Genomic DNA, 23202 nt, shown 5'->3' with positions numbered 1-23202 from the left:
GTGCCTGTGCCGCCGGTGCCCGAGCCACCCGTGCCTGTGCCGCCGGTGCCCGAGCCACCCGTGCCTGTGCCGCCGGTGCCCGAGCCACCCGTGCCCGAGCCACCCGTGCCCGAGCCACCCGTGCCCGAGCCGCCCGTGCCCGAGCCGCCCGTGCCCGAGCCGCCCGTGCCCGAACCACCAGTGCCCGAGCCGCCAGTGCCTGAGCCGCCCGTGCCCGAGCCTCCCGTGCCCGAACCACCAGCGCCCGAGCCGCCCGTGCCCGAACCACCGGTGCCCGAACCACCGGTGCCCGAGCCACCGGTACCCGCTCCACCGGTACCCGATCCACCCGTACCGGATCCACCACTGCCCGAACTACCACTCCCAGACCCACCACTCCCGCTACCCGCACCACCGCTACCTTTACCACCACCACCCGCAGCCCCGGCCCCGGCATTGCCGGTTCCACTACTCCCTGATCCCTGGCTTCCGGACGCCGTGCCATTCGTTCCACTCGACGGGGTACCCGCGCCGAATGCGCTTTGCGGACCTACCGTGCCACCGGTATCCGAATCTTGCAGGCCACTAAGCAACGCCGGCAGGCCATTACCGTCCTCCTTGCGGCATCCATGCGTGCTTGACTGGGGACAATCTTGTGTCGGGTCTTGAGCCAACACAAATTGCGGGGGACTACTCTCGCTCTTCCAGAGTGGCGCAGTTTGCGCGGCGTATGGATTCGATTGGGCACAAGCCATTCCCGCATATAAGGTCACTGCGGTTGCAATCGCTATCCTGCACATTCCGATCGAGCCGGATGCACTTTTATATCTTTTCATATCGTACCCCTAATTATCTATTCGAAGCCGGTTCCTGGGGAGCCGTTCAAAGTCCTCCCGTTTACAGAGGCCGGGTCTTCGTGACCGTGTCAGGCGGAATCGTGGGTCTCCTAACCATTCCCCGAAGTCCGCTCGTAGAACAGATCTGGATATGACGGAATGTGATCCGTGCGCGTGGCGCGTGCACCTCTATACCCGACGCAAAGGGGATGCATCCCGTTGATACAGACGCAAATGAAAGGTAGTGGAGCAGGTACAGACACACTGTTCGGCACCACACGCATAGAGCAGATGCGAGCGGATTTACTCGTAATACGAAGTTAAAAACTGTCAAATAGCGTTAGATTTACCGGGCTAAAATGAAAATGGAATTTTCTGACAATCAATATGGAATCCGAATTAAACGTGCTGGTTTTAAACAGATGGGAGTGCGTTGATAGAGGGGATTGCGCCCGCAGAGGCCGATGCGATTTCTCCGTCAAACGTCGGTCATACAGATTTGGCGGTGAGGGGATTTTAGAATCTGGGAGACACTCTCATCTGATCATTGATCGAGAGTAAAAAATTTCCTCGGCGAGAAAAATGCTGCAAAAACGACCGAATTTGCGTGAATGCCATCCGCTGATGCAAGGGCGGCCGAGGGTAAACCTGGGAATGAGATGAGCGATGCATGGCTCAGAGCATTCGTAGTAGGTTGTTCGCGCCTCACGCTTCGAGTTTTTCGATGTCAGCTTTGACGTGTAGTTCGATGTGCTTCGGATGTTTTACACGCGCGCGTTTCGGCGCCTGTTCGAGCATCGCGTCCGACGGCAGCAATACGCAGGCACGGATGGCCAAGACTGATAGTTCGGACACCAATTCAAATTGGATGGTGAGCGTTCGTGGTCTGTCAAAAGGCCCGCTGAAGGGCACATTGTTCCGCCATAACGACGACTCGAGTTCGCATCTGAAGCGGGCATTCCTGCCGCCGCGGCGGGCGACCGACTTCTCGCGCGCGAGTGGGCTGAGCGCAGGGTCCGGGGCGACGTGTTGATCCGGCCCCGCTGCCCGCGGCCGTCGGCATTGCGCCGAGCGGGCGTCCCGATTGTCAGATTTCCGAGAAAAGTCATTTCCAAACTTAGGTATTTACCCTGGGCTGCTCGCCTCATAGACTGTATTCACCTGCTGCACACCAACCTGTTTGCAGCGCCGTGTAAAACAATTTGTGGAGGTTTTAATCATGAACTCGATCATCAAGGCTGTCGCCATCGCTGTCGCTCTTTCCGCTCCGGTGGTTTCATTTGCTCAATCGAACCAACCTTTGACGCGTGCAGAAGTGCGCAGTCAACTGGTGCAACTGGAAAAGGCCGGTTATAACCCCGCCTCGGCCGACAATGCCACGTACCCGGCTGACCTGCAGGCTGCAGAAGCCAAAGTCGCTGCACAAAACGGTGCAACTGACGTCGGCGGCGTCGCAAACGGTTCGTCGGATACAGGACACCGGGCCATTTCGAAGGCTGAGTGGAACGAGATGTACGGCCACTAAGGTTTAGCTAGGCACACGTTGAACGATGTTGACGCGTCGGCATAGCGAATACCGTGCAGTCAAGGCATTGCGCCGCGACACGTCACCATCCACGAAACTGGCTCGCTAGCGGGTTGGACCGCAGTAGCGAGCCGGTTTTGTTTTGAACACCTCCGCCGTCGGATTCCCGATGGCTTCGCTCAGGCCTTCACGGTCTGGGCGCTTTTTGTTATTCATCAATGCTGGTTCACGTCCGGGCAACCGCGTCACCCTATTCAGCGCGCGGCCCAAAGCAGTCCACGCAACATGATTTCGCGCGCTTGCGAGACCTCGAAATCGGCGTTGACGTGCCCCAGCGAAGAATAGAACACCCTGCCTTTGCCCCACTTGCGTTTCCACGCGACCGGCATGACGACACCCGTTACCTGTGGCTCATGTTCCCGAACATACGGCCCGTCGAAGCAGGTCGTCGCAAGAACCTCGTTGCTCGGATCAAAATGCATGAAGTACTGCTCTGAGTGCATCGAGAAATCGGCGAGACCGTGCATAACGGGATCATCGGGTGCCGTGATCTGAACGGTGTAGTCCACGATGTTGCCGGGATGCGCAACCCATTGGCCCCCCACCATGAACTGGTAGTCGGGGTTCGCACGGAACGCGTCGCCGGCGCCGCCATGCCAGCCTCCGAAACCCACACCGCCGCGAACCGCTCGAACTCGCCGCGATTGGCTGGCAAATGCCAGACCCGCTCGCTGATCCGGCGTGCCGGGCCGCCTGGCTTTAGCGCATAGGCCTCGCAAATCGCGGCGAAGGTGGCGTGCGGTTGGTCCATTCAGATCTGTTCAACTGGTGCGTAGCGACAAGGATGGCCGCTCAGGAACGTGTTGTGGCCGACGTAGCGCCGCTTGTACATGGCAGGCCGGAACAGGACTGATGGATCGTCGCTGACGATGCCGGGAAGCGGGTACAGGTCGCGTCTTACGAAAAACGCGTTGTTGCCCATGTCGTCGCAACACACCAGTTCAAAGCCTTTGCGCTTCGCCAGATGATGCAGCGATTCCAGACTCGCGCCGAACGCATCAGCCGTCACCAGAGATCGTTGCCCAAGCCGATGTGCCTCACGGCACGGTCCATACTTTCATCATGGACTCGGCAGATAGCGTCATCTCAGCTGGAGTCGCGAGGTCGATGTCTATGTCCCGGCCGGCTACGTCCCAGGTACGGCAGCACCCTTCATCGTTTAAGGCGACGGCGGCCCGCACGGCTTCTTCAAGGTGCAGAAGCTCTTCAACGTGCTGGACAATCTCATCCACGCGCACAAACTGCCGCCGATGATAGCGATCGGTATAGGCGCCGGCGGACAGGATGCGCATGGTGCCGAACGGGGCCGCGAATATGACGCGGTGTCCGGCACCTATGCTGAATGGGTCGAGCAGGAGGTGTTGCCGCGTGTCGAACAGAATGCGCATGTGGTGTTGACGAAGGATCCGGATGGCCGGTCGCGCCGCTTGCCGACGGTATGCATGACTGGACCGCGGCCAACGAGGACATGGCGCGCGTTCTCGCCGCCAAGGGTTACCACTACCAGTTCGTGTTCTCCCGCCTGAAATCGTCATGTCGTACGGGCTAACCCGAATGCAAGAAAGTATCGGTTAGCGGCCCGATTTTCAGTGGTGGAACATCTGCAAGAGGGTTAATTTTCAGTCATGGCTGGGCGCGGTGCAGCGTACGCGGACTGGCTGAAAAGAGACTCAGGAGGAAGACAGATGCACACCACCCGGGGTGCCACGGCGCGCGCGGATGCCCGCAGCGCCAATATCGCCCAGCCCGATCTGGAACTGGTCGCCGTGCCGCGCGACGAATCGTTCAAGGTCTGGTCGCACGGGTATCCCTATCGCACCGTGCGCTGGCACTTCCACCCCGAGTACGAGATTCATCTGATCACAGCGACGACAGGGAAATTCTTCGTCGGCGATCACATCGGTAGCTTTGAGCCCGGCAATCTCGTGATGACAGGCTCGAACCTGCCGCACAACTGGGTGAGCAGTGTGCCGCAAGAGACGCGTGTGGACGAACGCTGTCTGGTCCTGCAGTTCGATGCCGAATTCGCTGCGCGTGCCATCGCGGCTTTCCCCGAACTCAAGCGCGTGGAGCCCTTGCTCGACGCCTCGCGCTGGGGTGTCCTGTTCACGCCGAAAACCGGCATCGCGGCCGAACCGATCATGCGCGAGATGCTCGGCGCGCAAGGCATCCGGCGCATCACGCTGTTCGTTGCGTTGCTCGATGTGCTTCTGCAAAGCACCGACCAGGTCAAACTGGCGAGCGCCGCCTATCGTTCGGATCCTGCCTCGTACGTCGAGACGCATATCAATCACGTGCTTGCCTACATTGGCAAGAACCTGTCGCAGGAGTTGCGGGAAACAGAGTTAGCCGAACTCGCGGGGCAGAGCGTGAGCGCCTTCTCACGATACTTCCGCAGGCACGCGGGCCTCACCTTCGTGCAGTACGTCAACCGGCTGCGCATCAATCTCGCGTGCCAGTTGCTGATGGCGGGCGAACTGAGTATCACCGACATCTGCTATCAGGTCGGTTTCAACAACCTCTCGAACTTTAACCGGCAGTTCCTGTTGCTAAAGGAAATGCCGCCGTCGCGATGGCGCGCGTATCAGCAACTCAACGCTGCAAGCGCCAAGGAATCGCCCGAGGCCGCGCACGCCTCGTAGGCGTTCGGTCAGCACCTGTTTTACGCCCCACCACGGCAGCAATAGCGCCGGAATTTTTCTAATAAACGGAGACACTCAATGAATAGCTTTCCTAACAAACTGATCGGCGCCAGCGCACTTACCCTGAGCATGCTCGGCAGCACGGCGGCGTTCGCCGCGCCCAGCGGCACGGTCGCCTTTCTGATGCCCGATCAGGCGTCGACCCGCTACGAGCAACATGATTTCCCCGGCTTCAAGGCCGAAATGAGCAAGCTCTGTCCGGACTGCAAGGTGCTCTATCAGAACGCCAATGCCGACGTCGCGACGCAGCAGCAACAGTTCAACTCGGTGATCGCACAGGGTGCCAAGGTGATCGTGCTAGACCCGGTCGATTCGACGGCCGCCGCTTCGCTGGTGCATATGGCGCAGGGGCAGGGCATCAAGGTGATTGCGTATGACCGCCCGGTGCCATCGACACCGGCCAACTACTACGTGTCGTTCGACAACGAAGGTATCGGCAAGGCGATTGCGCAATCGCTCGTCGAGCATCTGAAGGAAACCAATGTGCCGACGAGCAAGGGCGGTGTGCTCGAGGTCAACGGTTCGCCGACTGACGCAGCGGCAGGGCTGATCAAGAAGGGCATCCACGCCGGGTTAGCGGGCAGCGGTTACAAGACGCTCGCCGAATATGACACGCCGGACTGGGCGCCGCCGAAGGCGCAGCAGTGGGTCAGCGGTCAGATCACGCGCTTCGGCTCGCAGATCGTCGGCGTGGTGGCGGCCAACGATGGCACGGGCGGCGGGGCCGTCGCGGCCTTCAAGGCGGCTGGCGTCAACCCGGTGCCGCCGGTGACGGGCAACGACGCAACGCTCGCCGGGCTGCAGTTGATCATCGCAGGCGACGAGTACAACACGATTCTCAAGCCGAGCGAGATCGTCGCGGCAGCGGCAGCGAAGGTGGCCGTTGGCTTCCTGAACGGCCAGACGCCGAAGGGTGAAACGACGCTCTTCAACACACCGACGCAACTCTTCAAACCGGCTGTCATCACGGCGAAGAACCTCAAGGCGGAGGTGGTCGACAAGGGGTTCGCGAACGCCAAGGATCTGTGCACCGACCGCTACGCCGACGGGTGCAAGAAACTCGGTATAGCGAACTGATCCAGCGCAAGCAGACGCTGGATGGGATCCGGCTCGTGCCGGATCCGGCTACTTTTGATGAGGTATCCGTCCCATGACTGACAACTCCAACACACGGTCCACGCGAGGCGAGCTGGTGCTGAGCCTGCGTGGCGTCTCAAAGCACTTCGGAGCGGTCTCGGCTCTGACGGACATCGAACTCGACGTGCATGCCGGCGAAGTCGTCGCCCTGGTGGGCGACAACGGTGCCGGCAAGTCGACGCTAGTGAAAGTACTCGCCGGTGTCCATCAACCCAGCTCCGGAACGATCACCTTCGGCGGCAAGGAGGTCGCGCTGACCAATCCGGCCGCGGCGCTCGATCTCGGCATCGCCACAGTGTTTCAGGACCTCGCGCTGTGCGAGAACCTCGATGTCGTCGCGAACATCTACCTTGGGCGCGAGATGAATCCGCTGCGCCTCGACGAGGTTGCAATGGAGGTCAAGGCCTGGACGTTGCTGAACGAACTATCGGCCCGCATCCCGAGTGTGCGCGATGTGGTCGCGTCGCTTTCGGGCGGCCAGCGCCAGACGGTGGCGATCGCCCGCTCGCTGCTACTGGATCCGAAGCTGATCATGCTCGATGAACCGACGGCGGCGCTCGGCGTAGCGCAGACCGCCGAGGTGCTGAACCTGATCGAGCGGGTCCGCGACCGTGGCCATGCCGTGATCATGATCAGCCACAACATGGAGGACGTTCGCGCGGTGGCGGACCGGATCGTCGTGCTGCGTCTTGGACGCAACAACGGCGTGTTCTATCCCGACTCGTCGAATCAGGAACTGGTGGCGGCGATTACCGGCGCCACCGAGAACGCTGTGTCGCGCCGCGCCGGACGGCGCCAGGCCGAGCAGGGCGCCTAGACAAAGGAACCATCATGAGCAAAGAACTGCAAGGCGCTCCACAGTCCGACACGCAGGGCGCGGTGAAGCCTGCCACGCTGCTCGATCGCAGCGACGTGCGTGTCAAGCATGCCAGCGGGATCGGCGGCACCGTGTCCGCGTTCGTCGAGCGGGTGCGCTCGGGCGATCTCGGATCGCTGCCGGTGGTCGCGGGTCTCATCATTATCTGGACCGTGTTCACTAGCCTGAACCCGGTGTTTCTATCGGCCGATAACCTGGTCAATCTCCTGTTCGACTGCTCCACCGTGGGCGTGATTTCGCTAGGCATTGTTTGCGTGCTGATGGTGGGGCAGATCGATTTGTCGGTAGGTTCGATGAGCGGTTTCGCTTCGGCCCTCCTCGGGATGCTGTGGGTCAATCACGGCTGGCCAGTGCTGCTGGCTATCCTCGCGGCCATTGTCGTCGGCGCGGTGGTGGGTGCGGTGTATGCGCTGCTGCTCAACCGGTTAGGCATGCCAAGCTTTGTGGCGACGCTGGCTGGCCTGCTCGCGATACTCGGGATGCAGCTCTACGTGCTTGGTGCCAGCGGGTCGATTAATCTGCCTTACGACACCGCGATGGTGAACCTCGGTCAACTGATCGTCATTCCCGCCGTCGTTTCGTATGTCATTGCATTGGTACCGGGTGCGGTGATGCTGGTGCTTGGGCTGCGTACGCGGGAGCGGCGTCAGGCGTCGAATCTTTCGGCGCCGTCGGTGGGTAGCCTCGTCATACGCGCGCTTGCCATCACGGTGTTGCTGGAGATTGTTGTGGCCTACCTTAACCGCGGACGAGGTGTTCCGTTGATGTTTGGCCTCTTTCTCGGCATAGCGGTCGCCATGGACTATGCGCTGAAGAGGACGCGTTGGGGCCGCTCGATGCATGCGGTCGGTGGTAATCACGAGGCGGCGCGGCGGGCGGGTATCAATGTCGGCGCTATCTATACGAGCGCGTTTGTGTTGTGCGCGAGTCTTGCCGCGCTCGGCGGCGTGTTGACCGCGGCACGGCTGGCTTCGGCCAGTCAGCAGGCGGGCACCGGCGACGTCAATCTGAACGCTATTGCGGCGGCGGTGATCGGCGGCACCAGTCTGTTCGGCGGACGCGGCAGCGCGTATTCGGCGGTGTTGGGGATCATTGTGATCCAGTCGATTGCGAGTGGTTTGACCTTGCTGAATCTGTCGTCGTCGCTGCGTTTCATGATCACTGGCGCGGTGCTGGCGATTGCGGTGATCGTCGATTCGCTGGCGCGTCAGTCCCGCGTTTCGCATGGCCGCGCGTAAATCCAGAGAATTTTGTAACTTCGTTGCGCGGGACCAGAGTAACGCGCTAAAGCGCGAACGCTGGTCGACCGCAGTCAACTGCATGGGACCGGAGTAAGCGCTAAAGCGCTAACTCCGGTCGACACCGGAGAGTAATCAATGTCTGAATCCATCAAAGGAAAGGTCGCCGCCATCACAGGTGCGGCCTCGGGTATCGGCCTCGCATGCGCGCGTGCGCTCATCGCGGAAGGCGCGAAAGTCGTGCTAATCGATCGGGCACAGGACCGGCTCGCACAACTCTGCGCCGAACTGGGACCGAACGCTTTTCCGCTAGTCGTCGATCTGCTTCAGCCCGCAGAGGTTTCGGGAATGCTGCCGAAGATCCTCGACCTCGCCGGCGGCCTCGATATCTTCCACGCCAACGCCGGCGCCTACGTCGGCGGTGAAATCAAGGACGGTAATCCCGACGAGTGGGACCGCATGCTGAACCTGAACATCAATGCCGCTTTCCGCTCGGTGCACGCCGTGCTGCCGCATCTGGTCGCGCAGAAATCGGGTGATATCGTCTTCACCAGTTCGATCGCTGGGATCGTCCCGGTAGTGTGGGAGCCGATCTACACGGCCTCCAAATTCGCGGTGCAGGCCTTCGTCCATACAACCCGGCGCCAGCTCTCGAAGCATGGCGTGCGGGTCGGTGCAGTGGCGCCAGGTCCGGTCGTCACGGCATTACTCGACGACTGGCCGAAGGCGAAGATGGACGAGGCGCTCGCCTCCGGCAGCCTGATGCAGCCGAACGAGGTCGCCGAAGCGGTGCTCTTCATGCTGACGCGGCCCCGCAATGTGACCATTCGCGATATCGTGATACTTCCGAATAGCGTCGATCTGTGACTATGACTTCTGACAATCCAACCTCCAGCGCGGCAGGCAGCGCGCACGCCGCGCGCTACCTCGTCGGCGTGGACGTGGGCACGGGCAGCGCCCGGGCCGGCATCTTCGACCTCGCCGGCCACATGGTGGCCACGGCAAAACGCGACATTACGCTGTTTCACGCGAGCGGCTCGATTGTCGAGCAGTCGAGCGCCGAGATCTGGAACGCCGTCTGCGATTCCGTGAAGGAGGCGCTGGCGCAGGCTGCGGTATCGCCCGATCGGATCGCCGGGATCGGCTTTGACGCCACTTGCTCGCTCGTCGTGCTGGGCGAGAGCGGGCAGTCGTTGCCCGTGGGGCCGTCGGAGCAGGCTGAGCGCGACATCATCGTGTGGATGGACCATCGTGCGGTTGAGCAGGCCGAGCGCATCAACGCGGGCGGCCACGAGGTGCTGAAGTTTGTCGGTGGCAAGATTTCGCCGGAGATGGAGACGCCGAAGCTGCTCTGGCTGCTCGAGAACAGGCCGCAGGTCTTCGCGGCCGCATGGCAGTTCTTCGATCTGACCGACTTCCTGACCTGGCGCGCGACCGGTGATCTTTCGCGTTCCACCTGCACTGTCACCTGCAAATGGACTTATCTGGCGCACGAGCGGCGCTGGGACGAAAGCTATTTCCGCAGCGTCGGCCTGGGCGTGCTGGCGGACGAGGGCTTTGCGCGTATCGGGCAGAGTGTCGTCGACGCGGGGACGCCGTTGGGCAACGGATTGACGGCAGAGGCGGCGGCAGAGCTCGGCCTGCGCAGCGGAACGCCGGTTGCCACGGGCGTGATCGATGCGCATGCCGGTGGCATCGGCACGGTGGGCGCAGATGGTGCGCCCGAGTCGTGTCTCGCCTACGTCTTCGGCACCTCATCATGCACGATGACGACGACCCGCACGCCCGTGTTCGTGCCTGGCGTATGGGGGCCTTATTTTTCGGCGATGGTACCGAACGCATGGCTTAACGAGGGCGGTCAATCGGTGGCAGGCGCCGCGATCGAACGGCTGATTTCGATGCATCCCGCGGCCTCCGATGCCCGAAGCCGTGCGGAGCAGGAGGGCCAATCCTTGCCTACCTTGCTGGCCTCGCTTGCCGCGCAGGCGGCGGACAACCTGTCCGGGGTGGTATCGCTGGCCGCCGGCCTGCATGTCGTTCCAGAGTTCCTCGGAAACCGTGCGCCGTTCGCCGATCCCCACGCCAGAGCCGTGATTGCAGGCCTTGGAATGGAAGACGACCTGGACAGCCTGGTTGCTCTCTACGTTGCCGGCATTTGCAGTATCGGTTACGGTCTGCGCCAGATCATCGAAGTGCAGGCTGCGGCTGGTGCGCCGATCGAGCGCGTGGTGATCAGCGGTGGAGCGGGGCGGCTCGATCTGGTTCGCCAGCTGCTCGCCGATGCGACGGGCAAGCCCGTTCTCGCCATCCAGGCGGAAGAGCCCGTCCTGCTCGGCGCAGCCATGCTGGGCGGCGTGGCGGGCGGACAGTTCGACGACGTGCGCACGGCAATGGCGCGGATGTCGCAGATCAGCAAGACCTACGAGCCGGCCACTGGCGACGTCGCAGCAAGGCACGAGGCCCGGTTCCGCGCGTTCAAGCAGTTGCAGAACGTGGCGAGAGAAATCCGCTAGGTCTGCAATGACGAGATCGCATCCTTCGAACACGTGAAGCGCGCACGCGGCTAGAATGCTCGCCGGGTCTTTGGCCTGGCACTCCTGCTTCGGGGCGCCGGCTCAAGACCGGCCTCATACCCGAAGAAGGAGACCTCATGGCAAGCCCCGACCCGTCCGGGTCCGTCACGTCCGCGCACGGCGCAGCGGTGCTGGATGCCGGCACGATTTCCGCGCGCCTCGACCGCTTGCCCGCCACGCGTTCCATCTGGAAGCTCGTGGTTCTGCTGAGCCTCGGCTTCTTCTTCGAACTCTACGATCTGCTCTACACCGGCTACGTCGCGCCGGGTCTCGTCAAAAGCGGGTTGCTGACGGCTACGACCCATGGCCTGTTCGGCACGACCGGTGTCGCGAGCTTTATCGCCGCGTTGTTCGCCGGCCTCTTTATCGGCACCATCGCGTGCGGCTTTCTTGCCGACCGCTTCGGCCGCCGCGCGGTCTTCACGTATTCGCTGCTGTGGTACACCGTCGCCAACGTCGTGATGGCTTTCCAGGAGAGCGCTACGGGTCTCAACTTCTGGCGTTTCCTGGCGGGCGTCGGCATCGGCGTCGAACTTGTCACGATCGGGACGTACATTTCTGAACTGGTGCCCAAGGAAATCCGTGGACGGGCCTTCGCCTGCGAGCAGGCGGTCGGCTTCGTGTCCGTGCCGGTGGTGGCGTTTCTTTCTTATCTGCTCGTGCCGCACACGTTGCTGGGTCTCGACGGCTGGCGCTGGGTGGTGCTGATCGGCGCGCATGGTGCGCTGTTCGTCTGGTGGATCCGCCGCGCCTTGCCGGAGAGTCCGCGCTGGCTTGCCCAGCAGGGGCGGCTCGCCGAAGCGGATCGCGTGATGAGCGAACTCGAAGCCAGCGTGCGCAGCGAATATGGCCGCGAACTGCCGCCGCCCGCTGCGCCGATGCCGGTTGCTCCGCGCGGCAGCTTTCGCGACATGTGGGTGCCGCCGTACCGCAACCGCACCCTGATGATGACGATCTTCAACGTGTTTCAGACCGTTGGTTTCTACGGTTTTGCGAACTGGGTGCCCACGCTGCTGATCAGGCAGGGCATCACGGTGACCACGAGCCTGATGTATTCGAGCGTGATCGCGCTCGCGGCGCCGATCGGGCCGATCATCGGCCTGTTTATCGGCGACCGCTTCGAGCGCAAGACGGTGATCGTCGTGATGGCGGCGGCCAACACCGTCTGTGGGCTGTGGTTTAGTCAGGTCTCGGAAGCCGTGCTGCTGGTGAGCCTCGGCGTGGGCCTGACGCTGGCCAACAACGTCATGTCGTATAGCTTCCACGCTTACCAGTCGGAACTGTTTCCGACCAGCATCCGTGCGCGGGCCGTCGGCTTTGTGTATTCGTGGAGCCGCTTCTCGGCGATTTTTACGGCTTTTCTGATCGCCGCGGTGCTCAAGGAGTTCGGTACCACGGGCGTATTCGTGCTTATCGCAGGCGCGATGCTGGTCGTGATGCTGGCTATTGGTCTGATGGGCCCGCGCACCAAGGGCCTGGAGCTGGAGAAAATCTCCCGCTGACCTTACTTTTTGAAAGTCTGGGAAATATTGTGTAAGGACTTGTCGCGCGCAGGGGCTTATTCGCAGGTTTTAATGTGGCCGGAGTGGGGGACTATCAGGGTACGGGTTCGTACGTGCGGTTCGCATCCATACACTACCGTCTCTCTTAAGGTTAACGGACGCAAAAGCAGATTCTTTACCCTGACCGCCAAACCTCCCGTTTGCCCGGCGCCCCATCCGGCCCGAGTGACCTTCGACTGACAACGAAGAGGAATCGTTGAATACCTTGTTTGTAAGAACCATATTGCTGTCGATGCTGGTGCTGATTTCGGTCCATGCCTGCGTCACGCTGCTGGTTTCCGATCCGGCCGCGGGTAGCGACGACCGTGCTCTGCAGACTGCTGTCTTCACCGGGCGCGCTTTCGCCGACGATCCGCTGGACAACGCCGGCGGGACGTGGGGTGCGCCGGTGGCGCCCGTCTCGCTGGTGCCGGCAACGATGAAGCTCGATCTAGCAGCCAGGCCGAGGATTGTCGATGTTCGCCCGGCCGTCTATGAAGTACCCGGTGCCGGCGCCTTGATGGACATCGCCGCGCCGTCGACGCCGGGTTCGTCGAACGGACTTCGTGACGATTCGCCTTTCGCCGGTGATGCTCCGGCATCGCCGCTGGACTCGCGCTTCGCGGTCGCGGAGTGGGTGATGTCGCTCGTGATGCTCATCCTCGCGTGTCTGAGCCTCTGGCGCGTGCAGCGCCCGCTGCGCAACGTGGCACACGCCGCGCGCGAAACAGCTTGTGGCCGCCGCGTCGCGCCAACCGTCCGCGAGGAAGGACCGAGCGAATTGCGTCACGTGGTGCGCGCCTTCAACGAAATGGCCCGGCGCCGCAACGAGGCGATCGAAGCGCAGGCCGCGGTGCTTGCGGGACTCGCGCGGCATATGGAGTACCAGGCTGCACGCCTGCGAACCCGTGCGCTCGAAGTCAGCGAGTGGAACAAGCGGGTGGGCTTCGTCGAAGATATCGATTCGTTTTCCGACATCGCACAACAACTGCTCGACGTGGCGGGACACGGCGACAGTGAAGAGCAACAGGTTTCCGTGGATAGTTTCCTGCGCGACCGCTTTTCGATGATCGGCACCATGGACGGCGCATTGTTCGCCTGCGATCTGAAGGCGGGGCCGCAGTTCATGATGTCGCGGCCGCTGCTCGAACGCCTGATGACCAATCTGGTCGACAACGCGCTCGCGCACGGCGAGCCGCCCATCGAGATCAGGACGTCACGCGATCAGCACGGCTGGCACCTCAGCGTGCGCGATCATGGCCCTGGCATCAGCGCGAGCCAGATGCCGGGCGCGACGCCATCGTTCGTGCGTCTGAACGAGACACACAGCCTGACCCAGCACTGGGGCCTGGGGCTTTCGGTGGTCGCGCGACTGGCGCGTAGTTGCGGCGCCAGTCTGAAACTGGGTAATCATCCCGATGGTGGTCTGTGGGTGCGGCTTGTTTTGCCGGCTAATTGAGGGTGTCTCGTCGGGCGTTCGCCATCAGGCGCGCTCAGCCTGGCGTGCTTGTCGATTCAGGCGACCGTGGTTCGTCGTAGGGTAAAGCTGCTTTTCCCGGCTATCCTTGCCCGGGCAGCTTTCCTGACGCCCGGAGATCGCGATGACATTGAAGCTCTACGCTCACCCCTTTTCCTCGTATTGCCAGAAGGTGCTGGTCGCGCTGTACGAAAACCACACGCCGTTCGAGTTCCGCCAACTGTCCCACGACAAACCGGAGGTGATGGAAGAGCTCACGGCGTTGTGGCCGTTCAGAAAGTTTCCGGTGCTCGTCGACGCTGGCCGTCCGGTGATGGAGGCGACTGTCATCATCGAATATCTGGGCCTTTACCATCCTGGGCCAGTCTCGCTGTTGCCGACGGATCCGCGCGCGGCGCTCGAGGTCCGCAGCATGGACCGCTTTTTCGACAACTACATCTCGACGCCGCAGCAAAAGGTGGTTGGCGACTGCCTGCGCGGCGAAGCCGAGCGCGATCCCCGTGGCGTGGCCGATGCCCGCGCCATGCTCGATACCGCCTACGCATGGCTCGACAAGGCCATGTCCGGCCGCGAATGGGCGGCAGGCGATACCTTTAGTCTGGCCGATTGCGCCGCTGCGCCGTTTCTGTTCTACGCGGACTGGACGCATCGGATCGATGCTTCGTTTGCCAATGTGCTGGCCTACCGTCGACGCCTGCTTGCGCGACCGTCTTTCGCGCGCGCCGTCGACGAAGCGCGTCCATACCGCGCGTACTTCCCGCTCGGCGCACCGGACCGAGATTGACTCGCCAGTAGGGTTGCCCAGCGGAATTGTTCGAAATCTGAAAATTGTGATTTCGCCCTATCGACATAGACTTTCGATAGGGTTCCCCTAAACTACCTTCCAATGTCGCGCTGCACAGGGCAGTTCGCAGCGCACCCCGTTACTCGAAAGCACATTGGAGGTTCATCATGAAAACCAAACTGATCGCAGCATTGCTCGTCGCCGTTTCCGCAGCCGTGGCTGCTCCGGCTTTTGCCAGCGGCTACGGCCCGGCACCGTTCTATCGTCCGTCGGTCGGCGCACCGGTCTCGCAACGCGGCCAGAGCGCACAAGTGGTTGCCGCCGAACGCGACAGCACCGGCAACGCAACGGCAGACAGCTCATACGGCGGCGTGGCTAGCGCTACGTCGGAATCGGGCAGCCGTCAGTTCTCGGCCACGACGCGCAGCCTGTACGCAGGTCATTGATTGCGTCGCGTGACGGTGTCGGACGTGTGCGTGGGCCTGAAGGCTCAAGGCAGCCGGTCCGCCCGTCACGTCATCGCGCACTAGAGCGGCAGAAAAATGAGGTGATGTCATGACGCAAATACTTGAAGGCATAGCCGTTCTCGGCGCATTTACGCTTTACATGATCCCGTCGATCGAAGCGGACGCGCATAACCGCGACGACGCTTTTGCGATCACGATGGTCAATGTGCTGCTTGGCTGGACGGTGATCGGCTGGCTTGCGGCTTTCATGTGGGCACGTCGCCCAGCCACCGAAAAGCGTTTGACCCATCTGGTCAGGCGCACGCATCGGGCCGTGGCGCGCGTGACGATCGACAAGCTGGTGGCGCACGCTCAAAGCCGCACCGCGTTGCAGAGCCAGATGGTCGGCAAGCTTCGCGTGCGTACGCGTGCCGTGGTGGCTCGTCAGTCGTAATGTGCTGGCGCCGGCCGGCGAGTTTCGGCCGGCGCATTTGCGCGGTGAGTTTCAGCCGCGTTAGTTTCAGCCTGCGTTTTGCGCAGTGTCGTCGCTGGCGGCCGGTTTAGCGGCGCCTTCGAGAAAGCGCCGTGTCGCTTCGAACGATTGCAGCATCTGATCGGGCCACGGCGTCTGCAGCATCACGGCCTGATGATTTTCGAACGCATTTGTCAGCAGCTTCGAAAGCGCGGGCGATTGAAAGTGGCGAAGCAGCACGCTCACGGCGATGGCGGTCGCCTGGCTGGCGCCGGCCGTCTGCAGTTCGGACGTGGTGAGAGCGGCGAGTTGTTTGTTGATGTCCATAGTGGCGAAGAAGAAAGTTGACGCGCTTGAGTTGAGCTCGCGCGCACGCCCGGGTGTTGGGCGTCGATTAAGCGGTAGAAAAACCAACGGCCACCCTGGGTGGCCGTTTTTGCGTAGATGATCTCGTAGGCGTTCAGGAAGAATCATACCGCGCGCATAAAACCCGGACAAGCCACGACGCCACCGCCTTAAAAGCCCTCGCTTTTCAGATTATTTATTTTCAGGGCAGGCGTGTTGCGGATTCTGCTGCCTGCAATGGGTTTGCGGGGGCAGTCACTAAACCGGCAGCGTAAATCGTTTTCAAGCCTGTTTGAAAGTCGATATTCGCCGGATGCAATCCAGCAATAGCGTGCCGGCCGTTAAACACACCAGGTTCATGATTCGCTTGAGTTTCGAATCCCGACGCGTTAAATTCGCCTCGCACGCCGCCGGCGCTGCCAAAAAATCCTGACGAAATACATACAGTTTTTAGTTGACCGGGTTCAGGGGCCCGGCGCGGGTCATCCAAGGATAGCGATGTTGCATCAGATGCAAAGCGACGAAGAAACACCGCACAGCTATCCGGTTTCCGCCACTCGGATCGCCTCGGTCAGCCTGGTGCTGGCTCTCGTGCTCGCCGCGTTGCCGCTCATCAAGGGCGGCTGGTTCGATATCCGCTGGTGTGCCGCCTTGTCGAGCGCATGGCTCGATGTGTTTACGGTCGCGTTGGCGGCCCGTCTCGCTCATACCGGCGGTTCGCGCGCCGCGGAAAAAACACCCCGTCCACAAGGCCTCCATGTGTGGCAACGCGCGTGGTGGGGCGCGTTAAGCAACACGATCTTTGCGACGTTGCGCGCGATTCGCTGGCAGCCCTTCGCGGTGCTGCTGTGCGCGGCGCTTTCCGTGGCCGTCGCCTCGCTCGCGTGGCGCGCGCCGGTCCAGTTTGCGCTCGCTGCCGTGCTGCGGCCGCCCAGCGCCGCGCTGATCGCTGGCCTCGCCGCCTTTGCGCTGGCCTTCGGCACGCTGGTCGCTGAGCTGTACTTTGCGATGCACGCCGCGCGTGGCCGCGCCTGGGGCTCGCTCGCCAATGTGCTGCGCGTGGCGCTCCTGAGCGCGATGGTCGCAGCGATCTGCGCCGTGCTGCTTGCCTATGCGGAAATCGCCGCGGTGTGGCCGGTGCGGGCCCTCGCGGTTTTCAACGCAGCCATCGCTCTTGAATTCGCCTTGCGTGCCGTGTTCTCGTGGTTCGCGCCGCCCCATATGCGCAGCGGCGACGCCAGCGTGCCCGACAGTCTCATCGCGAGTCTGCTGCGTCTGCGGCCCTCGCCATTGGCCCGCTTCAGCGCACAACTGCGCAATCGCTACGGCATCGATCTGCGTCAGAACTGGGTCTTGCAAAGCGTGGTGCGTTTGCTGCCCGCGGCCATCGGCACGATCGTCGTATGTGCCTGGCTGCTCACGGGCATCGTGATCCTCGGACCCGAGCAACGTGCAGTCTACGAGCGATTCGGCGCGCCGGTCGCGGTCTGGCAACCGGGGCTGCATGTGGCGCTGCCGTGGCCGTTCGGCAAGGCGCGCGCAATCGATAACGGCGCGGTCCATCAACTGATCGTCTCCGGTTCGCCGGAAGAGAGCGCGGCCGCGTCGCCGCTGGTGCCCGCCGACGCGCAGACGCCCGAGCAGGTGAACCGCTTGTGGGACGTCGTGCATCAGGGCGAGACGAGCCAGGTGATCGCCGGCGCGAGTGGCGACCGGCAGAATTTTCAGATTGTCAGTGCCGACGTGCGGCTCGACTACCGCATTGGCCTCTCGGACGCCGCCGCGCGTGCTTCGCTATATCGCGCCGAGGATGTACCCAGCACCGTGCGGGCCATTGCCAATCGCGAAGTGGTGCGCTACCTCGCCTCGCATACGATCGATTCGCTGCTCGAAACGCGGCAGACCGTGATGGCCGACACGCTGCGGCGGGCGGTGCAAACCCAGCTCGATCGCCTGTCGAGCGGCATCGATGTGGTGGCAGTGGTGATCGAAAGCGTGCATCCGCCGGCGGGGGCATCGGCGGCGTGGCACAGCGTGCAGGCAGCGCAGATCCGCTCGGAGGCGAGCGTCGCGCAGGCGCGCGGGCTTGCCGCGCAGTCGCTCGGCGATGCGCAGCAGCAGGCCGAGACCGCGGTTGCGCAAGCCACCGCGCAGGCCGCCGATATCACGTCGGCCGCGCAAGTCCAGCAAACCAGTTTCAGCGCCGACGTGATCGCAGCCCAGGCAGGCGGCCCGGCGTTCGTGCTCGAGTATTACCTGCATAGTTTGCAGAAGGGTTTGCAGAACGCCCATATCACGGTGATCGACGACCGGCTCGTCGACGGCAACCGCGCCACGATCGATCTGCGCTCATACGGTGCGGGCGATGCGGCAGGGGCGCGGCGGGTTTATTGACGGCGACGTACTCGCCGCGTGGCATCGGACAGACGGCTTCGGGGGATATTGTGAGTTTGAATCATTCGCATGCGCACGCGCATGGTCACGCGCATCACCACCACGGCGGTGATGCGCACGGCCACGGCGGTGCGGCAACCGGCGGCCCCGGTTTCTACTGGCGTGTGGCGCTGGCGGCGCTGTGCGTCGTGATCGCGTTTGCGGTCGCGAGCTTCATTCAGGTCCAGGCGGGTCAGGCTACCGTGGTGACGCGCTTCGGCGAACCGGTTCGAGTGCTGCTCGAACCCGGCCTCGCGTGGCGTTTGCCGGCGCCGATCGAAGCCGCCGTGCCGGTCGACCTGCGTCTGCATACGACCTCGAGTGGCCTGCAGGATGTCGGCACACGCGATGGCTTGCGCATCATCGTGCAAGCCTATGTGGCGTGGCGTGTGCCGGCCAACGCGAGCGACGTCGGCCGTTTTGTGCGTGCCGTGCGCAACGAACCTGATGAGGCGGCGCGGCAGATTCGTTCGCTGCTCGGCTCCGCGTTGCAGACCACCTCGGCTGACTTCGATCTCGCTTCGCTCGTGAACACCAATCCGGGCCAGGTGCGAATCGCTGCGTTCGAAGATGAACTGCGCCGTCAGGTCGATTCGCAGCTCTATCAGGCGTATGGCGTGCATGTAGTGCAGGTCGGACTGGAGCAACTGACGTTGCCCGCGGTGACGCTCTCGGCGACTGTCGAGCGCATGCGGGCCGAGCGTGAAACAGTGGCTGCGCAACGCACCGCGGATGGCAAACGGCAAGCCGCGCAGATTCGTTCCGATGCGGATCGCGATGCGCGCATTGCCATTGCCGATGCCAACGTCAAGGCTGCGCAGATCGAGGCGCAGTCGCGCCAGGATGCGGCGGCGATCTACGGCAAGAGTTATGCGGGCAACCCGCATCTCTATACGATGCTGCGTTCGCTCGATACGCTGAACGGCGTGGTCAACACCAATACGAACCTGATCCTGCGCACCGACGCCGCGCCGTTCAATGTGCTCGTGCAGGGTCCCGCAGGACTCGGTGTGACGCAAGCCGAGCAGACGCAGACGCAAGCGCAAGCTCCTGCGCCGTCGAAGAAGGGCAAGCACACCCCATGAGTACCGCCACGGAGACGTCGTCGCCAACACCGTCGCTCGGACCCGGCGCACAAGCCGTACGTCTTGCGTTCTGGTTCGTGGTGGTGATTGCGCTACTCGCGGCAGGGGTGTGGGCCACTTCGAATATCCGCCGTATTCCCGCGGATAGCCGGGCTGTCGTGATGCGTTTCGGCGCCTTCGTGCGCACACAGGACGCGGGGTTGCTGGTGGCGATGCCGCAACCGTTCGAAACCGTGCTGCTGATTCCCGGCAGCGCGCGTGTGCTGGAACAGCGCATCAGTTCGCTTGATCGCGACCCGCGCGCTCGCGCTGCGGATCCGGTTGCTACGACGCAATCCAGTCAATCGGCTCAATCCAGTCAGACGATGCCGCTGCCGCCTGGTGAGGCCAATTCGTTAGGAATCCCATCAGAGGCTACATCGCTCGGCTCTGCCTCGCCCGACTCCGACGCCGGCTCGCCCGATAACGCCGGCCCGACGTTGCCCGATGCGCTGGCCGGCTCAGGCTATGTGCTGACCGGCGACGAAGGCGTCGTGCAACTGAGCGCGACGCTCTACTACCGCGTCGTCGATCCGTACGCCTACGTGCTGCAAAAAGAGCGCCTCGAATCGGCGTTACAGCGTGTGGTTGCAGCGGCGGTGGTCGAAGTGACGGCGGGGCGCGACCTCGATTCGATTCTGGTGGCGCGTCCCGAACTGCTGTCGTCCGACCAGCAGATGGCGGTCAAGCGCGAGCAGTTGCGCGGCGACATGGCGCAGGCGGTGCAGCGCCATTTGAATGCGCTCGCGGCTGCGCATACAGGTCTCGGTATCGAGGTAGCGCGCATGGACGTGCAGGCGCAGTTTCCGGCAACGGCGGTCGATGCGTTCAACTCGGTGCTCACCTCGCTGCAGACCGCCGACCGCAATATCGCCGATGCGCGCACGACGGCTGAGAACATCCGCCAGGGCGCGCAGCAGTCAGCGGATCAGATTCTGCAGAGCGCGCAGGCGAGCGCCAGCGAGCGTGTCGCGACGGCGCAGGCTGAAACCACCACGATCCTGCAACTCGAAACGCCGCTCGACGCGAACAGCGATCCGGGCTTGCTGGCGCGTGCGTACCGCGACCGGATCCAGCAGATCCTGTCGAAAGCTGGACGCGTGACGACGATCGATCCGCACGATGCGTCGAGTCTGGTGCTGCCGGGGAAAATTCAATGAGCGCTCATATCGATCCGGTTGAGCGTGCTGCGCCCGGTGGGGCGGGTGATGTGGCGCATGGTGCCCATGGCGCTGACGGCGCCGGGCATGAACACGGCCATAGCCACGACCACGACCCGCACGCCGCTCATTCGCACGATGACGATGGACCGGGCATCGCGCTCTCAGCTACAGAACGGAGCATCGTCACGCGGCAGATCGCGCTTGCTTTGCTGGCGGGCGGCCTGTTGCTGCTGTCGATGGCATGGCGCTACTTCGCACCCGGCGGCGCGCAGCTCGCCGAAGTATTGGCGGGACTCTCGTCGCTGCTGGTGGCGGGGCCAGTATTCACGGGCGCCTGGTACAGCCTGAAGTCGCCGAGTCTGCATGGCGTCACCGACCGGCTGATTGCGCTCGCCATGCTGGCAGCGTGGGCGACCGGCGACATGACGACCGCGGCCTTGCTGCCGATCGTCATGACCTTCGGACATGCGCTCGAAGAGCGCAGCGTGCTGGGTTCGCAAGAGGCGATCCGCGCGCTTGGCCGGCTAACGTCGGGCAATGTCCGGCGCGTCAGGACCGATGGCACGATCGAAGAAGTGGCTTACGAGGCGATCCGCGCCGGCGATATGGTGGAGGTGGCCGCCGGTTCGCGGATTCCCGCCGATGGCCTGGTGCGGCGCGGCCGCTCGAGCGTCGACAACGGGCCGATCACCGGCGAGTCGTTGCCGCTCGATGTGGATGAAGGCGCCGCGGTGTTCGGTGGCGCGTTGAATCTCGACGGCCCGCTGCGCATCGAAGTGACCCATGCGGGCGAGCACTCGACGCTCGGCAAAATCATCGAACTGCTGCAACGCGCAGAACAGGTGAAGCCGCCGATCACCCAGGTGCTCGAACGCTACATGGGCGGTTATCTGGCGCTGGTGCTGCTGATCGCGGCGATTGTCTGGTTCGCGTCGGCCAATGCGTCGGCGATGCTGGCGGTGATCGTCGCTGCATGTCCGTGCGCGCTGGTGCTGGCCGCGCCTTCCACGGCGATTGCTGGGATCGCGGTGGGTGCGCGGCACGGCGTGTTGTTCAGGAACGCCGCATTTCTCGACCGGATTGCCGAGATCGATTCGCTGGTGATCGACAAGACGGGCACGCTCACGCATGGAGAACTGCGCCTGGCGGATGTGTTCGCGCAGCCCGGCGTGGTGCGAGCGGAGGCTGTTGCGCTGGCGGCGCGGCTGGGGGCTGGAAGTGCACATCCGGTGAGCCGGGCGTTGACGCGGTATGCGGCGTTGGACGCGTCTACTGCGTCGGCTACATCGCCCACATCATCCGCGTCAGCGACTTCAGCCACATCAGCCACCGGGCACGACGCCACGCCGTTCGAGCGCACCCGCGAATTGCGCGGCCTCGGGGTCGTCGCGGAAACGCCGGACGGCACCGCCGTGCTCGGTCGCGCGGAATTACTGCGCGACCACGTAACAGCCTTGCAACCGGCGCCCGATTCCATCGACGGCCCGTGCGTCGGCCTCGCGCTCAACGGTAAGCTGCTCGCCTGGTTCGGCTTCGCCGATGCCTTGCGCGCCGAAGCCGCCGGTGCGCTCGCCGAACTGCGCGAGCTTGGCCTCGTGCGCCAAACCCTGCTGACGGGCGATCGCGATGCCGTGGCGCGCAAGGTGGCCGCCGAGGTCGGCATCGAGACGGTCGTCTCCCAAGCGCTGCCGCACGACAAGCTCGACTACGTGATGCACGAACTCGAAGCGGGCCATCATCCGCTCGTGGTCGGCGACGGCCTGAACGACGTGCTGGCGATCAAGGCTGGCGCGACCAGCATCGCGATGGGCGAACGCGGGATCGATATCGCGGTGGCCTCTGCCGACATCGTGCTGCTCGGCGACGATCTGCGCCGCATCCCCACCTGCATCCGGCTTGGCCGGCGCTGCCGCCGAACCGCCAGCATCAATGCGGCGATCGGATTGCTGTGGACTGTCGAGATCATGGCGCTTGCTGCGCTCGGTTTGCTAGGAGCGGTGTGGGTGGCGGTCCTGCACAACGTCGGCACGTTCATCGTGATCGCGAACGCGGGACGGCTGCTGCGGATCGACGAGGATTCCGCATCGAAGCCGAGCCGGGACACGCATGTGAATGACGCGCACGCCGCCGCCGCGCCGCATTGAAGCGCAGCGACGGGTTGAGCGGGACTGCAGTAAAGCGATGGAGCTACGTATCCGCGGTCACCTTGCCGTGCCTGATGGCCGCATCGAGCTCATCGAGTTGCAACAGCAAGTCGTCGATTGAGCAGAGTTGGGGTTTGGTGACGTGATGGGCGTCGAGCAGTCTGAACAGACGCTTGCGCCAGTAGTCCGGTGGCAGGATGCATCCGCCGAAATCCCCGCACACCGATGGCTTCATGACGCGCGTGATATGCGCGATGTCCTGATCGATTAGTGTAAGCATCTTCCGCCCCCGCGGTGGTTTGTACCTGGTCTGCGCCAGCTTTTTGTTGTTTTGTCTAATTAAAAC

General features: G+C 63.1%; 22 protein-coding genes. 16 read left to right on the top strand and 6 right to left on the bottom strand.

Features of this window, described 5'->3' with window-relative positions; all coding sequences use genetic code 11:
* Window positions 1-653 (bottom strand): hypothetical protein (locus tag P3T17_RS30825; RefSeq protein ID WP_429410366.1); only part of this gene is annotated, 653 nt, incomplete at its 3' end.
* A gap of 1381 nt (window positions 654-2034) precedes the next feature.
* On the opposite strand from P3T17_RS30825, the gene P3T17_RS30820 reads away from it, so the two are divergent.
* Complete coding sequence (locus P3T17_RS30820; RefSeq protein ID WP_074268876.1) at window positions 2035-2340, top strand: DUF4148 domain-containing protein; 306 nt, start codon at window positions 2035-2037, stop codon at window positions 2338-2340.
* Between the two features lie 254 nt (window positions 2341-2594).
* Here the strand turns inward: P3T17_RS30820 and P3T17_RS30815 are convergent, their stop codons facing one another.
* The 3 genes from P3T17_RS30815 to P3T17_RS30805 are packed head-to-tail and all read right to left on the bottom strand — an operon-like array spanning window position 2595 to window position 3788.
* The gene (locus P3T17_RS30815; RefSeq protein ID WP_429410364.1) at window positions 2595-3119 is read right to left on the bottom strand and encodes a ThuA domain-containing protein; all 525 of its coding nucleotides are present in this window, start codon (window positions 3117-3119) and stop codon (window positions 2595-2597) included.
* 32 nt (window positions 3120-3151) lie between these two features.
* Complete coding sequence (locus tag P3T17_RS30810; RefSeq protein ID WP_429410362.1) at window positions 3152-3409, bottom strand: hypothetical protein; 258 nt, start codon at window positions 3407-3409, stop codon at window positions 3152-3154.
* 28 nt (window positions 3410-3437) lie between these two features.
* Window positions 3438-3788 carry a hypothetical protein gene (locus P3T17_RS30805; RefSeq protein ID WP_429410360.1) on the bottom strand — a complete coding sequence of 117 codons (351 nt, stop codon included), beginning with the start codon at window positions 3786-3788 and terminating at the stop codon, window positions 3438-3440.
* A gap of 297 nt (window positions 3789-4085) precedes the next feature.
* On the opposite strand from P3T17_RS30805, the gene P3T17_RS30800 reads away from it, so the two are divergent.
* The 11 genes from P3T17_RS30800 to P3T17_RS30750 all read left to right on the top strand — a co-directional run bounded on the left by P3T17_RS30800 (window position 4086) and on the right by P3T17_RS30750 (window position 15629).
* Window positions 4086-5042: an AraC family transcriptional regulator gene (locus P3T17_RS30800; RefSeq protein ID WP_429410358.1), complete on the top strand. Its 957-nt coding sequence runs from the start codon at window positions 4086-4088 to the stop codon at window positions 5040-5042.
* Between the two features lie 78 nt (window positions 5043-5120).
* Complete coding sequence (locus tag P3T17_RS30795) at window positions 5121-6179, top strand: ABC transporter substrate-binding protein (RefSeq protein ID WP_074268863.1); 1059 nt, start codon at window positions 5121-5123, stop codon at window positions 6177-6179.
* Window positions 6180-6252: 73 nt separating this feature from the next.
* Window positions 6253-7056: an ATP-binding cassette domain-containing protein gene (locus P3T17_RS30790; protein WP_074268862.1), complete on the top strand. Its 804-nt coding sequence runs from the start codon at window positions 6253-6255 to the stop codon at window positions 7054-7056.
* A 14-nt stretch (window positions 7057-7070) separates the two neighbouring features.
* Entirely contained in the window at window positions 7071-8354 is a 1284-nt protein-coding gene (locus P3T17_RS30785) for a sugar ABC transporter permease (RefSeq protein ID WP_074268861.1), read from the top strand.
* A 138-nt stretch (window positions 8355-8492) separates the two neighbouring features.
* Window positions 8493-9221, top strand: coding sequence for an SDR family oxidoreductase (locus P3T17_RS30780; protein WP_429285822.1), 729 nt, complete (start codon window positions 8493-8495; stop codon window positions 9219-9221).
* Window positions 9222-9223: 2 nt separating this feature from the next.
* Window positions 9224-10867: an FGGY-family carbohydrate kinase gene (locus P3T17_RS30775; protein ID WP_429410355.1), complete on the top strand. Its 1644-nt coding sequence runs from the start codon at window positions 9224-9226 to the stop codon at window positions 10865-10867.
* Between the two features lie 137 nt (window positions 10868-11004).
* Window positions 11005-12429, top strand: a complete 1425-nt coding sequence (locus P3T17_RS30770) for an MFS transporter (RefSeq protein WP_429410353.1) — start codon at window positions 11005-11007, stop codon at window positions 12427-12429.
* A 256-nt stretch (window positions 12430-12685) separates the two neighbouring features.
* Complete coding sequence (locus P3T17_RS30765) at window positions 12686-13927, top strand: ATP-binding protein (protein WP_429410351.1); 1242 nt, start codon at window positions 12686-12688, stop codon at window positions 13925-13927.
* 142 nt (window positions 13928-14069) lie between these two features.
* A complete protein-coding gene (locus P3T17_RS30760; protein WP_429410349.1) occupies window positions 14070-14729 on the top strand; it encodes a glutathione S-transferase family protein in 660 nt (219 codons plus the stop codon).
* A gap of 167 nt (window positions 14730-14896) precedes the next feature.
* Entirely contained in the window at window positions 14897-15175 is a 279-nt protein-coding gene (locus P3T17_RS30755; RefSeq protein ID WP_074268856.1) for a hypothetical protein, read from the top strand.
* A gap of 109 nt (window positions 15176-15284) precedes the next feature.
* Window positions 15285-15629, top strand: a complete 345-nt coding sequence (locus P3T17_RS30750) for a superinfection immunity protein (protein WP_074268855.1) — start codon at window positions 15285-15287, stop codon at window positions 15627-15629.
* 66 nt (window positions 15630-15695) lie between these two features.
* Here P3T17_RS30750 and P3T17_RS30745 read toward each other — a convergent pair whose 3' ends face one another.
* The gene (locus tag P3T17_RS30745) at window positions 15696-15974 is read right to left on the bottom strand and encodes a hypothetical protein (protein ID WP_074268854.1); all 279 of its coding nucleotides are present in this window, start codon (window positions 15972-15974) and stop codon (window positions 15696-15698) included.
* A gap of 516 nt (window positions 15975-16490) precedes the next feature.
* Here P3T17_RS30745 and P3T17_RS30740 point away from each other — a divergent pair.
* From P3T17_RS30740 to P3T17_RS30725, 4 genes are read left to right on the top strand one after another with little or no spacing between them, the layout of a single operon-like run.
* Entirely contained in the window at window positions 16491-18386 is a 1896-nt protein-coding gene (locus P3T17_RS30740) for an SPFH domain-containing protein (RefSeq protein ID WP_429410347.1), read from the top strand.
* Window positions 18387-18436: 50 nt separating this feature from the next.
* Window positions 18437-19510, top strand: a complete 1074-nt coding sequence (hflC, locus tag P3T17_RS30735; protein WP_429410345.1) for a protease modulator HflC — start codon at window positions 18437-18439, stop codon at window positions 19508-19510.
* Window positions 19507-20709 carry an SPFH domain-containing protein gene (locus tag P3T17_RS30730; protein ID WP_429410343.1) on the top strand — a complete coding sequence of 401 codons (1203 nt, stop codon included), beginning with the start codon at window positions 19507-19509 and terminating at the stop codon, window positions 20707-20709. The genes hflC and P3T17_RS30730 overlap by 4 nt, the downstream gene beginning before the upstream one ends.
* Complete coding sequence (locus P3T17_RS30725; RefSeq protein ID WP_429410341.1) at window positions 20706-22856, top strand: heavy metal translocating P-type ATPase; 2151 nt, start codon at window positions 20706-20708, stop codon at window positions 22854-22856. The genes P3T17_RS30730 and P3T17_RS30725 overlap by 4 nt, the downstream gene beginning before the upstream one ends.
* A gap of 43 nt (window positions 22857-22899) precedes the next feature.
* Here P3T17_RS30725 and P3T17_RS30720 read toward each other — a convergent pair whose 3' ends face one another.
* A complete protein-coding gene (locus P3T17_RS30720; protein ID WP_074268851.1) occupies window positions 22900-23136 on the bottom strand; it encodes a hypothetical protein in 237 nt (78 codons plus the stop codon).
* Window positions 23137-23202 lie beyond the last annotated feature (66 nt).

The organism is Paraburkholderia sp. GAS82, assembly GCF_050436285.1.
Classification (GTDB): Bacteria; Pseudomonadota; Gammaproteobacteria; order Burkholderiales; family Burkholderiaceae; genus Paraburkholderia; species Paraburkholderia phenazinium_B.
Note: the sequence above shows the minus strand (reverse complement) of the source record. Positions and strands in the feature narration are given on the sequence as shown.